At 71.4% G+C, this 12,488-nt stretch carries 13 protein-coding genes; 8 read left to right on the top strand and 5 right to left on the bottom strand.

Annotated features, from left to right (window positions below):
• Nucleotides 1–161: 161 nt before the first annotated feature.
• Nucleotides 162–1,082, bottom strand: a complete 921-nt coding sequence (locus ABZ915_RS07615) for a helix-turn-helix transcriptional regulator (protein ID WP_361797391.1) — start codon at nt 1,080–1,082, stop codon at nt 162–164.
• Nucleotides 1,083–1,183: 101 nt separating this feature from the next.
• Here ABZ915_RS07615 and ABZ915_RS07610 point away from each other — a divergent pair, with 101 nt between their 5' ends.
• From ABZ915_RS07610 to ABZ915_RS07600, 3 genes are all read left to right on the top strand, one after another.
• Complete coding sequence (locus ABZ915_RS07610; protein WP_361797388.1) at nt 1,184–2,611, top strand: MFS transporter; 1,428 nt, start codon at nt 1,184–1,186, stop codon at nt 2,609–2,611.
• Nucleotides 2,612–2,727: 116 nt separating this feature from the next.
• Nucleotides 2,728–2,937 (top strand): hypothetical protein, encoded by a 210-nt coding sequence (locus ABZ915_RS07605; protein WP_361797385.1) that lies wholly within the window; start codon nt 2,728–2,730, stop codon nt 2,935–2,937.
• 92 nt (nt 2,938–3,029) lie between these two features.
• On the top strand, nt 3,030–4,184 hold the full coding sequence (locus ABZ915_RS07600; RefSeq protein ID WP_361797382.1) for a serine hydrolase domain-containing protein: 1,155 nt from the start codon (nt 3,030–3,032) through the stop codon (nt 4,182–4,184).
• Nucleotides 4,185–4,200: 16 nt separating this feature from the next.
• Here ABZ915_RS07600 and ABZ915_RS07595 read toward each other — a convergent pair whose 3' ends face one another.
• Entirely contained in the window at nt 4,201–4,794 is a 594-nt protein-coding gene (locus ABZ915_RS07595) for a TetR family transcriptional regulator (RefSeq protein WP_361797379.1), read from the bottom strand.
• Nucleotides 4,795–4,816: 22 nt separating this feature from the next.
• Complete coding sequence (locus ABZ915_RS07590) at nt 4,817–5,824, bottom strand: aldo/keto reductase (RefSeq protein WP_361797376.1); 1,008 nt, start codon at nt 5,822–5,824, stop codon at nt 4,817–4,819.
• A gap of 156 nt (nt 5,825–5,980) precedes the next feature.
• Here ABZ915_RS07590 and ABZ915_RS07585 point away from each other — a divergent pair, with 156 nt between their 5' ends.
• The gene (locus ABZ915_RS07585; RefSeq protein ID WP_361797373.1) at nt 5,981–7,033 is read left to right on the top strand and encodes a chitinase; all 1,053 of its coding nucleotides are present in this window, start codon (nt 5,981–5,983) and stop codon (nt 7,031–7,033) included.
• Nucleotides 7,034–7,036: 3 nt separating this feature from the next.
• Here ABZ915_RS07585 and ABZ915_RS07580 read toward each other — a convergent pair whose 3' ends face one another.
• Together ABZ915_RS07580 and ABZ915_RS07575 are read right to left on the bottom strand one after the other, a co-directional pair.
• Nucleotides 7,037–7,648, bottom strand: coding sequence for a LysE family translocator (locus tag ABZ915_RS07580; RefSeq protein WP_361797370.1), 612 nt, complete (start codon nt 7,646–7,648; stop codon nt 7,037–7,039).
• Between the two features lie 186 nt (nt 7,649–7,834).
• The gene (locus ABZ915_RS07575) at nt 7,835–9,217 is read right to left on the bottom strand and encodes a glycine--tRNA ligase (protein ID WP_361797367.1); all 1,383 of its coding nucleotides are present in this window, start codon (nt 9,215–9,217) and stop codon (nt 7,835–7,837) included.
• A gap of 149 nt (nt 9,218–9,366) precedes the next feature.
• On the opposite strand from ABZ915_RS07575, the gene ABZ915_RS07570 reads away from it, so the two are divergent.
• The 4 genes from ABZ915_RS07570 (at nt 9,367) to ABZ915_RS07555 (ending at nt 12,486) form a co-directional block, all read left to right on the top strand.
• Nucleotides 9,367–10,323: a metal ABC transporter substrate-binding protein gene (locus ABZ915_RS07570; protein ID WP_361797364.1), complete on the top strand. Its 957-nt coding sequence runs from the start codon at nt 9,367–9,369 to the stop codon at nt 10,321–10,323.
• A gap of 20 nt (nt 10,324–10,343) precedes the next feature.
• A complete protein-coding gene (locus ABZ915_RS07565; protein WP_361797360.1) occupies nt 10,344–11,111 on the top strand; it encodes a metal ABC transporter ATP-binding protein in 768 nt (255 codons plus the stop codon).
• Nucleotides 11,111–12,013 carry a metal ABC transporter permease gene (locus ABZ915_RS07560; protein ID WP_361797357.1) on the top strand — a complete coding sequence of 301 codons (903 nt, stop codon included), beginning with the start codon at nt 11,111–11,113 and terminating at the stop codon, nt 12,011–12,013. The genes ABZ915_RS07565 and ABZ915_RS07560 overlap by 1 nt, the downstream gene beginning before the upstream one ends.
• 62 nt (nt 12,014–12,075) lie before the next feature.
• Nucleotides 12,076–12,486 carry a transcriptional repressor gene (locus ABZ915_RS07555; RefSeq protein ID WP_361797354.1) on the top strand — a complete coding sequence of 137 codons (411 nt, stop codon included), beginning with the start codon at nt 12,076–12,078 and terminating at the stop codon, nt 12,484–12,486.
• Nucleotides 12,487–12,488: the final 2 nt, after the last annotated feature.

Below are 12,488 nucleotides of genomic sequence, written 5' to 3'. Positions count from 1 at the left end.
AGTCCAACGAGGTCCGGGAAGCGGCCGGCGTCGGCTGAACCTGCCGACGGCCTCGTACCGGACCCTGCTCTCACGCCGGACACCCGGCCCGCACACCCTCGCCACCCGCCGCCTCACGGTGCGCGCTCACCAGCGGCCCCTGGGCCCGCCGAACGCCGGCTTCAGGCCGGCGAGGTCTGGGAAGCGGCCGGGGTCGGCTGGGCCGTCTCCTGTTCGAGGACGAACGCGTAGAGCTTCTCCACCCGTTCCCGGCTCTCCTCGTTCGTGGGCACGTACGTGACCATCCGTGCCCCGGCCTCCGGGTTCAGCCACAGGTCCGTGTGGTCCAGGGTGAGGAGGCCGACGTACGGGTTCAGGAACTGCTTGATCCTGGAGCGGGTGGCGACGACCTCGTACCGGTCCCAGATCTCGCGGAACTCCGGGGACGCGCACTCCAGCCGCTTGAGCAGCATCTTCCAGGCGGGCTCGCCGAGGTGGCCGGCCATGGAGGCGCGCAGCTTCGCGGCCATCAGGCGCCTGGTCTCCTCCAGGTGCACGATCGCGGCCCGCCAGTCCTCGTTGGTGTAGACGAGGAGCATGCAGTTGCGGTCCTCGGGCGGGACCGCGTCCAGGTCGCCCATCAGACGGGCGTAGGTGCGGTTGTAGGCGAGGATGTCGTACCGGCTGTTCTGGATGCAGGCCGGGACCGGCTCCAGCCGGCGCAGCAGCTCGAACTGGGCCGGGGTGACCCCCGAGCAGCTGGAGGCGGGTGTCGGGTCGACCGAGCCGGCCAGCTGGAAGAGGTGGGCGCGCTCGCTCGCGTCCAGCATCAGGGTGCGGGCCAGGGCGTCGAGGACCTGCACGGAGACCTGGATGTCCCGGGCCTGCTCCAGCCAGGTGTACCAGGTGACGCCGACCGCGGAGAGCTGGGCGACCTCCTCGCGGCGCAGTCCGGGCGTGCGGCGGCGGACTCCCCGGGGCAGCCCCACCTGCTCCGGCGTGATGCGCTCGCGGCGGCTGCGCAGGAAGACGGCCAGCTCGTGGCGCCGGATGTCCGAACCCCTGTCCGGCCGGGTCGTGGTTTCCTGGGCCATGGTCGTCATGCCCCCAGCATGCCGTCTCGCGGACCCTATTGCCAGGTACTCCCGGTACCAGGACAAGAAGACTCTGGTACCAGTCTGGGAACGCGCGCAGGCTCGGGGTCATGACCGAAACCGTCACGACCCCCGCCGTCCGCTCACCGGCGGCGCCACCGGCGCTCGGCACGCTGGGGCTGTTCACCGTCCTGCTGGCCGCGTCCCTGCCCCTCATCGACTTCTTCATCGTCAACGTCGCCCTGCCCACCATCGGCGCCGACCTGCACGCGGGCGAGGCCGTCCTCGAACTCGTCGTCGCCGGCTACGGGGTGGCGTACGCCGTTCTCCTCGTCGTCGGCGGGCGGCTCGGCGATCTCTTCGGCCGCCGCCGGCTCTTCCTGGGCGGCATGGCCGCCTTCGGGCTGACCTCGCTGGCCTGCGGGCTCGCGCCGGGCGCCTGGAGCCTGGTCGCGGCGCGGGTCGCGCAGGGCGCGTCGGCGGCGGCGATGCTGCCGCAGGTGCTCGCCACCATCCAGGCGACCACGGCCGGCCCGCGCCGGGCCCGTGCCATGAGCCTGTACGGCGCCACCGCCGGCCTGTCCATGGTGGCGGGCCAGATCCTGGGCGGCGTCCTGGTCGCCGCCGACATCGCGGGCACCGGCTGGCGCTCGGTGTTCCTGGTAAACGTGCCCGTCGTGGTCATCGGGCTGGTGCTGGCCGCCCGCGCCGTCCCGGAGACCCGCTCCCAGCAGCCCGAGCCGGTCGACGGTCCCGGCACGGTGCTGCTCGCGCTCTCCCTGCTCACGCTGCTCGCCCCGCTCACCGAGGGCCGGGCGGCGGGCTGGCCGGTGTGGACGTGGCTGTCGCTGGCCGCGTTCCCGGGTGTCGCCGCGGCGTTCTACACGGTGGAGCGGCGGGCGGACCGGCAGGGCCGTACGCCCCTGGTGCCGCCGAGCCTGTTCGAGCTGACCTCGCTGCGCCGGGGGCTGGTGCTGATGGTGCCGTTCTCCATCGGCTTCAGCGGTTTCATGTTCGTCATCGCGGTGGCCCTCCAGCGCGGCGCGGGCCTCGGTCCGGTCCCGGCGGGCCTGGCGCTGGCCCCGATGGCGGTGGCGTTCCTGATCGTCTCGCTGGCCGGGCCGCGCCTGGTGGCCCGCTACGGCACGCGTGTCGTCACCGCCGGGGCGCTGGTCCAGGGCGTGGGCGTGGCGCTGATCGTGCTGGCCGCCTGGCGGGACTGGCCGGACCTGGGCTTCATCGAACTCCTGCCCGGCGCGGCGGTCGCCGGCGCGGGCCAGGCGCTGCAACTGCCCGTCGTCATGCGGATCGTGCTCTCCGAGGTGCCGCCCGCGCGGGCCGGTGTCGGCGGCGGTGTGATGGTCACCACCCAGCAGTCCGCCCTCGCCCTCGGCGTCGCCACCCTGGGCACCCTCTTCCTCTCCCTCGTCCCCGGCCACGGCATGCGGGACGCCCTGGTGACGACGCTGCTGGTGCAGCTGGCCGGGGTGGTCCTGACCGGGCTGCTCAGCCTGCGGCTGCCGCGGACGATCCGGTGACGACCGGGTGAGGCAGAACACAGCCCGGTGAAGTACCCGTCCGGGGCACCCTGTTGGCGTAGAACGTCAAGTGGCGTTGGTCGTCGGGGGCCGCGGGCGCCGGTACGGGAGGGCACATGTCGCGGGACAGCACGAGCGAGATCAGCCGCTGGGACCAGCACGGCCGGCGGCACGTCGTCAGAATGCGGCGCGCAGGCGTGCAGCGCACGATCAGTTGTGACACCTGCGGCTGGCGGAAGGGGGCGCCGTTCCTGTCCTGGGCGAGGGCCGCGGAGCACCTGGCCGAGGCGCACCAGGCGACGGTGGACCCGACCGCGGCGGCCTGAGCGGCCCGGCGGCCCGGCGGCCCGATGACTTTCCGCCGCGGGAGGAGTCGTACGTACGACCGCGACCGCGAGCGACGGAAGGCCTGGGGCCGATGAGCGAACGACAGGATCTGCACGAGCTGCTCCGGCGGTACGTCGACGACGGGACGGTCCCCGGAGCGGTGGGCCTGCTCGCCCGCGGGGACGACGTCGAGGCGGTGGCCGTCGGCTCCATGGACGCCGGCGGCTCCGCCCCGATGGCCCGGGACTCGATCTTCCGGCTCGCCTCGGTCACCAAGCCGGTCACCGCGGCGGCGCTGATGATGCTGGTGGAGGAGGGCCGGGTCGCGCTGGAGGACCCGGTGGACACCTGGCTGCCGGAGCTGGCGAAGCCGGTGGTGGTACGGACCCCTTCGAGCCCCCTCGACGACGTGGTCCCGGCGGCCCGCCCGGTCACCGTCGAGGACCTGCTCAGCTTCCGGGCCGGCTGGGGCCTCCACTCCGACTTCTCGCTCCCGGCCGTCCAGGCGCTGCTCGGGGTGCAGAAGATCGGCCACGCCATGGAGGAGCGGCCGGACCCCGACACCTGGCTGGCCTCGCTCGCCGCGGTGCCGCTGCTGTACCAGCCGGGCGAGGCATGGCTGTACGGCACCTGCTCCGACATCCAGGGCGTGCTGATCGCCCGGGTCTCCGGCAGCAGCCTGCCGGACTTCATGGCCGAGCGGATCTTCGAGCCGCTCGGCATGACGGACACCGGGTTCGAGGTGCCGGCGGGTGCGCGCGGACGCTTCACGACGGCCTACCGGCCCGGCGCCGACGGCACGCTGGAGGTCACGGGCACCCCGGACGGCGACTTCAGCGGCATCCCCGAGTTCCCCTCGGGCGGCAGCGGGCTCGTCTCCACGGCCGACGACTGGCTGGCCTTCGCCCGGATGCTGCTCGGCGGCGGCGAATGGCGGGGCCGCCCACTGCTGACCCCCACCTCGGTCAGCCGGATGACGGCCAACCATCTCTCGGCGGCCCAGCGCGAGATGGGCGCGCTCTTCCTGGAGGGCCAGGGCTGGGGCTACGGCGCGCAGGTGGACGTCACCCCGGCCGACCCCTGGAACGTCCCCGGCCGCTACGGCTGGGTCGGCGGCACCGGGACCACGGCCCATCTGGTCCCCACCACGGGTACGGTCGCCGTTCTGCTGACCCAGGTGTCCATGACGAGCCCGAAGCCGACCCCTGTGATGCGGGACTTCTGGCGGTGCGCGGCGGGCGCCTGACCGCGACCAACCGCGATCAACCGCGCCGGAGCCCGCGCACCAGCAGGTCCACCACCGCCGTGAACTCGTCCTCCACGCCCGACTGCCGCCACGCCGGGGCGTAGCACGGGTCGTGGTAGCGGCCGGTGGCCTGGAAGACGGCGCGGGCGGCGGTGGCGGGGTCGGCGGCGGTGAAGGCGCCCGTGCCGACGCCCGCCTCGATGATCCGGGTCAGCTGGCCGGTCAGGTCGGTGATGTGCTCGGCGACCGCCGGGCCGCTCTCGTCGACCAGCACCATGTACGTGGCGAACAGCTCGGGGTCGTCGCCCGCCTTGCGGCGCTTGGCGTCGAACAGGGCCTTGAGCCACTGGCGCAGCCGGAACTCGGGGTCGCGGTCCCCGTCGGCGGCGATCCCGGACAGGGTCGCCGACGTGCGGTCCAGCCACCGCTTGGTCACGGCCTCCCGCAGCGCCGCCTTGGTGCGGAAGTGGCGGTAGACGCTGCCGTGGCTGACGCCGAGCGCGCGGGCCACGTCCACCACGGTGGCCTTGGCCGGGCCGTGACGGCGCAGCACCTCCTCGGTGGCTTCGAGGATGCGCTCGGCGGTCAGGGCTTCGGTGGTCGGAGACATGTCGTGAACCGTACCCGGCGTGTCACTCGCTGCCGAGGTGGCCCATCTGGGCGGCCGGGTAGCGGTCGCCCGCCGCCGCGTCCGCCGGGACGGCCTCCTCGATCGCGGCGAGGTCGGCCGCGTCCAGCGTGACGTCCAGCGCGCCCAGCGACTCGGTGAGCCGCTCCCGGGTGCGGGCGCCGACCAGCGGCACGATGTCCTCGCCCCGGGAGAGCACCCAGGCGATGGCGGTCTGCGCGACGCTGACGCCCTTCTGCTCGGCGGTCTTCCGCAGCGCCTCGACGAGGCGGAGGTTGTGCTGGAGGTTCTCGCCCTGGAAGCGGGGCGAGTGGGCCCGGAAGTCGTTCGGGGCGAGCTGCCGGTCGGGGGTGAAGTGGCCGGAGATCAGACCGCGGGAGAGGACGCCGTACGCCGTGATGGCGATGCCCAGCTCGCGGGTGGTCGGCAGGACCTCCGCCTCGATGCCGCGGGAGATGAGCGAGTACTCGATCTGGAGGTCCGAGATCGGCGCGGTGGCGGCGGCCCGGCGGACGGTGTCGGCGCCGACCTCGCTCAGGCCGATGTGCCGGACGTACCCCTTCTCGACCAGCTCGGCGATCGCGCCGACGGTCTCCTCGATCGGTACGTCCGGGTCGGCCCGGGCGATCCGGTAGACGTCGATGTGGTCGGTGCCGAGGCGCTGGAGCGAGTAGGCGGCGAAGTTCTTCACGGCGGCCGGGCGGCCGTCGTAGCCGCTCCAGCCGCCGTCCGGGTCACGCAGCGCGCCGAACTTCACGCTGGTCAGCGCCTGTCCGCGCAGGGCGGCGGGGGCGGTGCGCAGGGCCTCGCCGATCAGCATCTCGTTGTGGCCCATGGCGTAGAAGTCGCCGGTGTCGAGCAGGGTGACGCCGGCCTCCAGGGCGGCGTGGATGGTGGCGATGGCCTCGGTCCGGTCCGCGTCCCCGTAGAGCGCGGACATGCCCATGCAGCCGAGGCCGAGGGCGGAGACCTGGGGGCCGGTGGTTCCGAGATCGCGTGTTCGCATCGTCATGCCCTCACCCTTCCATGACAACTGACAGATTTCAATATCTGTCAGTTGTCAATCCAAACGAGTGGGGTTTTGGTCCAGACCTATTGACGAAAGGTCTGGACCACGAGCACTGTCATGCCTACGACACCTCACCGCACCCCCACCGGGAGGCCTCGCATGATCCGCCGTACGCTGCGCCTGCTCACCGCCGCACTGACCGGGGCCGTCCTCGCCCCGCTCGCCCTCGCCACCGCGCCCACCGCCTCCGCCGCGGACACCTGCGCCGTGAAGTCCCGCCCGGCCGGCAAGGTCCTCCAGGGCTACTGGGAGAACTGGGACGGCGCCGGCAACGGGGTCCACCCGCCCTTCGGCTGGACCCCGATCACCGACTCCCGCATCGCCGCGCACGGCTACAACGTGATCAACGCGGCCTTCCCGGTCATCCGCTCCGACGGAACGGCCCTCTGGGAGGACGGCATGGACACGGGCGTGAAGGTCGCCACGCCCGCGGAGATGTGCGCGGCGAAGGCGTCCGGGCAGACGATCCTGCTGTCGATCGGCGGGGCGGCGGCCGGGATCGACCTCTCCTCCAGTGCCGTCGCCGACCGGTTCGTCGCGACGATCGTGCCGATCCTGAAGAAGTACGACTTCGACGGCATCGACATCGACATCGAGACCGGCCTGGTCGGCAGCGGCAGCATCACACAGCTCTCCACGTCCCAGGCCAACCTGATCCGCATCATCGACGGGGTGCTGGCGAAGATGCCGTCGGGCTTCGGCCTGACGATGGCCCCGGAGACGGCCTACGTCACCGGCGGCAGCATCACCTACGGCTCGATCTGGGGCGCGTACCTGCCGATCGTCAAGAAGTACGCCGACAACGGCCGCCTGTGGTGGCTGAACATGCAGTACTACAACGGCAGCATGTACGGCTGCTCCGGCGACTCCTACTCGGCGGGCACGGTCGCGGGCTTCACCGCCCAGACCGACTGTCTCAACAAGGGGCTGGTCGTGCAGGGTACGACCGTGAAGGTGCCCTACGACAAGCAGGTGCCGGGCCTGCCCGCGCAACCCGGCGCGGGCGGCGGCTACATGGCGCCCTCACTGGTCTCCCAGGCCTGGAAGCACTACGGCACCTCGCTCAAGGGCCTGATGACCTGGTCGGTCAACTGGGACGGCTCGAAGAACTGGACCTTCGGCGACAACGTGAAGTCGTTGCAAGGCCGTTGACCCTCACCGGGCGGTCAGCGCCAGCTTCGCGCCCAGCGCCACGAACGACCCCGCGAAGCTCCGCCGCAGCCAGGTCATCACACGCGGCCGTGAGGTGACGTGGCCGCGCACGGAGGCGGCGAGGACGCCGTACGCGGCGAAGACGACGAACGTCGCCAGCATGAACACCCCGCTCAGCCCCAGCATCCGGACGACCGCGTGCGGCTCGTCGGGGCTCACGAACTGCGGCAGGAACGCGAAGAAGAAGATGGTGAGCTTGGGGTTGAGCAGGTTGACCAGCACCGCCCGGCCGATCACCTGCGCCGCCGAACGCGGGGCGGCCTCGTCGTCCACGGCGATCGCCTCCTTGTCCCGCGCCGTCGCCCAGGCCATGTACAGGAGGTAGGCGACACCGGCGTACTTGAGGACCTGGAACGCCGCCGCGCTCGCGTTCAGCAGCGCGGCGACCCCGGTGACGGTGGCGAGCACGTGCGGCACGATCCCGAGCGTGCAGCCGAACGCGGCGACGACGCTCGCGCGACGCCCCTGGGAGAGCCCGGCGGCGAGGGTGTAGACGACGCCCGTGCCCGGAGTGGCGACGATGACGAGGGTGGTCAGCAGGAAGGCGAGGCTCATGCGGCCCACCCTGTCGGCGCCGCGGGCCGGGCGACAGGGCCAATCGCGGACGGCGCTGCCGGGCCAATCGCCGCCCTCGGACGCCCAGCGCGGCACCGGCACCGGCACCGGGAGACCCGCGAACGCACCGGTGCCGGGCCCCCGGAGGGACCCGGCACCGGTGGAGCCGATACGTCAGCGGATACGTCAGCTGCCGATCAGGCGGCCCGCGAGGTAGCCCTCGATCTGGTCCAGCGACACGCGCTCCTGCTTCATCGAGTCACGCTCGCGGACGGTGACCGCGTTGTCCTCGAGCGTGTCGAAGTCGACGGTGACGCAGTACGGCGTGCCGATCTCGTCCTGGCGGCGGTAGCGGCGGCCGATGGCGCCGGCGTCGTCGAACTCGATGTTCCAGTTCTGGCGCAGCGCCTGGGCGAGGCCCTTGGCCTTCGGGGACAGCTCCGGGTTGCGGGACAGCGGGAGCACCGCGACCTTCACCGGGGCCAGACGGTGGTCCAGGCGCAGCACCGTGCGCTTCTCCATCTTGCCCTTGGCGTTGGGCGCCTCGTCCTCGACATAGGCGTCGAGCAGGAAGGCCAGCATCGTGCGGCCGACACCGGCCGCGGGCTCGATGACGTACGGAGTCCAGCGCTCGCCGGCCTCCTGGTCGAAGTAGGAGAGGTCCTGGCCGGAGGCCTTGGCGTGGGCGCCGAGGTCGTAGTCGGTGCGGTTGGCGACACCCTCGAGCTCGCCCCACTCGCTGCCGCCGAACTGGAAGCGGTACTCGATGTCAGCGGTGCGCTTGGAGTAGTGGGAGAGCTTCTCCTTCGGGTGCTCGTACCACCGCATGTTCTCGGTGCGCAGGCCGAGACCGGTGTACCAGTTCCAGCGCTGCTCCATCCAGTACTCCTGCCACTTCTCGTCCTCGCCCGGCTTGACGAAGAACTCCATCTCCATCTGCTCGAACTCGCGGGTGCGGAAGATGAAGTTGCCGGGCGTGATCTCGTTGCGGAAGGACTTGCCCATCTGGGCGATGCCGAACGGCGGCTTGCGGCGCGAGGTGGTCTGCACCTGGGCGAAGTTGGTGAAGATGCCCTGGGCGGTCTCGGGGCGCAGGTAGGCGACGGAGCCGGAGTCCTGCGTGGGGCCGAGGTGCGTGGAGAGGAGACCCGAGAACTGCTTGGGCTCGGTGAACTGGCCCTTGTTGCCGCAGTTCGGGCAGTTGATGTCGGCCAGGCCGTTGGCCGGGGCGTGGCCCTTCTTCTCCTCGTACGCCTCTTCCAGGTGGTCGGCGCGGAACCGCTTGTGACACGCCGTGCACTCGGTCAGCGGGTCCGTGAAGGTGGCGACGTGGCCGGAGGCGACCCAGACCTCGGAGGCCAGGATGACGGACGAGTCGATACCGACCACGTCCTCGCGCGACGTCACCATGTAGCGCCACCACTGGCGCTTGATGTTCTCCTTGAGCTCGACACCCAGCGGTCCGTAGTCCCAGGCGGCGCGCTGTCCGCCGTAGATCTCACTGCACGGGAATACGAAGCCACGGCGCTTGCTCAGGTTGACGATGGTGTCGATCTTGTCGGCGGCCACGGTGCTCTCTTCATTACGACGACGGGCGACGAAGCGAGTTGCTTCCAGTGAATGCTTCAGGGTACCGGCGTGGCCTCCCCCTCAACCAAATCGGTAGGCCCTTCAACCGTTGTTGACAACGGTTTCCATGTTTGTTGAAAATGACTGTCATGAACGTACGACGACGCCTCATATCCGCGGTGGCGACGACCGCGGTCACCGCCCTCGGTCTCACCGCCCTCTCCGCCTGCTCCAGCGTGACCGCCGCGGGCAACACGAACAGGTTCGACGTCGTCGCGTCGTTCTACCCGATGGCCTTCCTCGCCGAGCGGATCGGCGGGAGCCACGTCCACGTCACCAGTCTCACCCTGCCCGGCCAGGAACCGCACGACCTGGAGATCAGCGCCAGGCAGACCGCGCAGCTCGAAGAGTCCGACGCGGTGCTCTACCTCAAGAACCTCCAGCCCACCGTCGACAAGGCGGTCGCCCAGTCCGAGGTGAAGACCAAGATCGACGCCGCCTCCCTCACCTCGCTGGAGAAGCACGGCAACGAGGTCGGCGGCCACGCGGCCGAGCACGACTCCTCCAAGAACGAGGAACTGGCCGGCCTCGACCCCCACATCTGGCTCGACCCGGTGCGCTACGCCCAGGTCGCCGAGGGCGTCGGCAAGGCCTTCGAGAAGGCCGACCCCAAGCACGCGGCCGACTACCGGAAGAACACCGCCGCCCTGGTCAAGCGGCTGGACGACCTGAACGCACAGTTCAAGAACGGCCTCGCGCACACGAGGACCAAGGTCTTCCTCACCACCCACGCCGCCTTCGGCTACCTCGCCGAGCGCTACGGCCTGACCGAGGAGGCCATCAACGGCCTCGACCCCGAGTCCGAGCCCAGCGCCGCCCACGTCAGGAACCTGGAGACGGTGGCGAAGGCCGACGGCGTGACGACCGTGTTCTACGAAACGCTCGTCAGCGACAAGACCGCGAAGACCGTCGCCGCCGACGCCGGGCTGCGGACGGACGTCCTCGACCCGATCGAGGGCATCACCTCCAGGTCCCGCGGCAAGGACTACTTCGCGGTCCAGGAGTCCAACCTCAAGGCCCTCCAGAAGGCCCTGGGGACCAAGTGACAGCCACGGAGGACGACGCCATGACCGAACCCGTCATACGTCTGCGCGGCGTACGCGCCGAGCTGGGCTCCCGCCCCGTGCTGCGCGGCATCGACCTCACCGTGCCCCGCGGCGAGGTCGTCGCGCTGCTCGGCGCGAACGGATCCGGCAAGTCGACCGCGATCCGCACGATCATCGGCCAGGTGCCGGTGAGCGCGGGCGAGATCGAGCTGTTCGGCACCCCGCGCCGCGGCTTTGGGGACTGGGCGCGGGTCGGCTACGTACCGCAGCGCACCACGGCCGCGGGCGGAGTCCCGGCCACCGTGACCGAGATCGTCTCCTCGGGCCGCCTCTCCCGCACCCGCTTCGGCCTCTTCCGCAAGACCGACCGGGAGGCCGTACGACGGGCCCTGGAGCTGGTCGGCATGGCCGACCGGGCCGGGGACTCCGTCACCGCCCTCTCCGGGGGCCAGCACCAGCGGGTGCTGATCGCCCGCGCCCTGGTCGCCGAACCCGAGCTGCTGATCATGGACGAGCCGATGGCGGGCGTCGACCTGGCCAGTCAGGAGGTGCTCGCGCGGACCCTGCGCGAGCAGGTCGAGACCGGTACGACGGTCCTCCTCGTCCTGCACGAACTGGGCCCCCTCGAGCCCCTGATCGACCGGGCGGTCGTCCTGCGCGACGGCTGCGTCACCCACGACGGCCCGCCCCCGCGCGCCCTGGGCCAGCACGCCCTGCCCGGCCACGACCACGTCCACCCGCACGAACCCGAGGGCACCCACCCCCTCCGCACAGGACTGCTGAGCTGATGGAACTCCTCGACTACGCCTTCATGCAGCGCGCGCTCCTCGCCGCCGTCCTGGTCGGCGTCACCGCCCCCGCGATCGGCATCTACCTCGTACAGCGCCGCCAGCCCCTCATGGGCGACGGCATCGGGCACGTGGCGATGACCGGGGTCGGCCTCGGCTTCCTCCTGAACACCTCGCCGGTGTGGATGGCGACCGCCGTCTCCGCGCTCGGCTCGGTGCTGATGGAGCTGATCCGCTGGTACGGAAGGACCCGCGGCGACATCGCCCTCGCCATGCTCTTCTACGGCGGCATGGCCGGCGGCGTGATGTTCGTCAACCTCGCGCCCGGCGGCTCCAACGCCAATCTGAACTCGTACCTCTTCGGCTCGTTGTCGACGGTCTCCCCGTCGGACGTGACCACCATCTCGCTGCTCGCCGGGTTCGTGGTCCTGGTGACCCTGGGGCTGCGCCGCCAGCTGTTCGCGGTCAGCCAGGACGAGGAGTTCGCCCGGGTCACGGGGCTTCCCGTCCGCGCCCTGAACCTGCTCACGGCGGTCACCGCGGCCGTCACGGTCACCGTCGCCATGCGGGTGGTCGGCCTGATCCTGGTCTCCGCGCTGATGGTGGTCCCGGTCGCCGCCGCGCAGCAGCTCACCCGGAGCTTCGCCGCCACCTTCGCGGTCGCCGTCGCGCTGGGCGTGACCGTGACCATCGGCGGTACGGTCACCTCGTACTACCAGGATGTCCCGCCCGGCGCCACGATCGTGCTGCTGACCATCGCGGCGTTCGTCGCCCTGACCGCCCTGGCCACTCCGCTGGCCCGCCGCCGCGCCCGGGCCGCCGCCGCCGCGCGGCCCTCCGGAGACCCGGCGGAGTGCTCGATTCCGGTCTCCCGGGGGGCCGCCGACGAGATCGGCGTCTGACCACGCACAGGCCAGGCTGGCACAATGGCCCGGGTTGGTGTGAGCCGAAGAAGGAGGAACCGGTGACGACCGCTGGACCGCCCGTGAAGGGCCGTGCCACCCGGCAGCGTGCCGCCGTGGCGGCAGCCCTCGACGAGGTCGACGAGTTCCGCAGCGCGCAGGATCTCCACGACATGCTCAAGCACAAGGGCGACTCGGTCGGCCTGACCACGGTCTACCGCACCCTCCAGTCCCTCGCCGACGCCGGCGAGGTCGACGTCCTGCGCACCTCCGACGGCGAGTCCGTCTACCGCCGCTGCTCCACCGGCGAACACCACCACCACCTCGTCTGCCGTGTCTGCGGCAAGGCCGTCGAGGTCGAGGGCCCCGCGGTCGAGAAGTGGGCGGACGCCATCGCGGCCGAGCACGGGTTCGTGAACGTGGCGCACACGGTGGAGATCTTCGGCACCTGCGCGGAGTGCGCCGCCGAGTAGGC

Source organism: Streptomyces sp. NPDC046915 (assembly GCF_040644935.1).
Classification (GTDB): domain Bacteria; phylum Actinomycetota; class Actinomycetes; order Streptomycetales; family Streptomycetaceae; genus Streptomyces.
The sequence above is the reverse complement of the archived record's forward strand: the minus strand, read 5'-3'. Positions and strand labels throughout refer to the sequence as shown.

Bases quoted from the DNA above. Each gene is read 5' to 3' on its own strand.
- ABZ915_RS07615 (WP_361797391.1), bottom strand. From the start codon at position 1,082: ATGACGACCATGGCCCAGGAAACCACGACCCGGCCGGACAGGGGTTCG.
- ABZ915_RS07610 (WP_361797388.1), top strand. From the start codon at position 1,184: ATGACCGAAACCGTCACGACCCCCGCCGTCCGCTCACCGGCGGCGCCA.
- ABZ915_RS07590 (WP_361797376.1), bottom strand. From the start codon at position 5,824: ATGACGATGCGAACACGCGATCTCGGAACCACCGGCCCCCAGGTCTCC.
- ABZ915_RS07570 (WP_361797364.1), top strand. From the start codon at position 9,367: ATGAACGTACGACGACGCCTCATATCCGCGGTGGCGACGACCGCGGTC.
- ABZ915_RS07585 (WP_361797373.1), top strand. From the start codon at position 5,981: ATGATCCGCCGTACGCTGCGCCTGCTCACCGCCGCACTGACCGGGGCC.
- ABZ915_RS07580 (WP_361797370.1), bottom strand. From the start codon at position 7,648: ATGAGCCTCGCCTTCCTGCTGACCACCCTCGTCATCGTCGCCACTCCG.
- ABZ915_RS07560 (WP_361797357.1), top strand. From the start codon at position 11,111: ATGGAACTCCTCGACTACGCCTTCATGCAGCGCGCGCTCCTCGCCGCC.
- ABZ915_RS07595 (WP_361797379.1), bottom strand. From the start codon at position 4,794: ATGTCTCCGACCACCGAAGCCCTGACCGCCGAGCGCATCCTCGAAGCC.
- ABZ915_RS07565 (WP_361797360.1), top strand. From the start codon at position 10,344: ATGACCGAACCCGTCATACGTCTGCGCGGCGTACGCGCCGAGCTGGGC.
- ABZ915_RS07600 (WP_361797382.1), top strand. From the start codon at position 3,030: ATGAGCGAACGACAGGATCTGCACGAGCTGCTCCGGCGGTACGTCGAC.
- ABZ915_RS07605 (WP_361797385.1), top strand. From the start codon at position 2,728: ATGTCGCGGGACAGCACGAGCGAGATCAGCCGCTGGGACCAGCACGGC.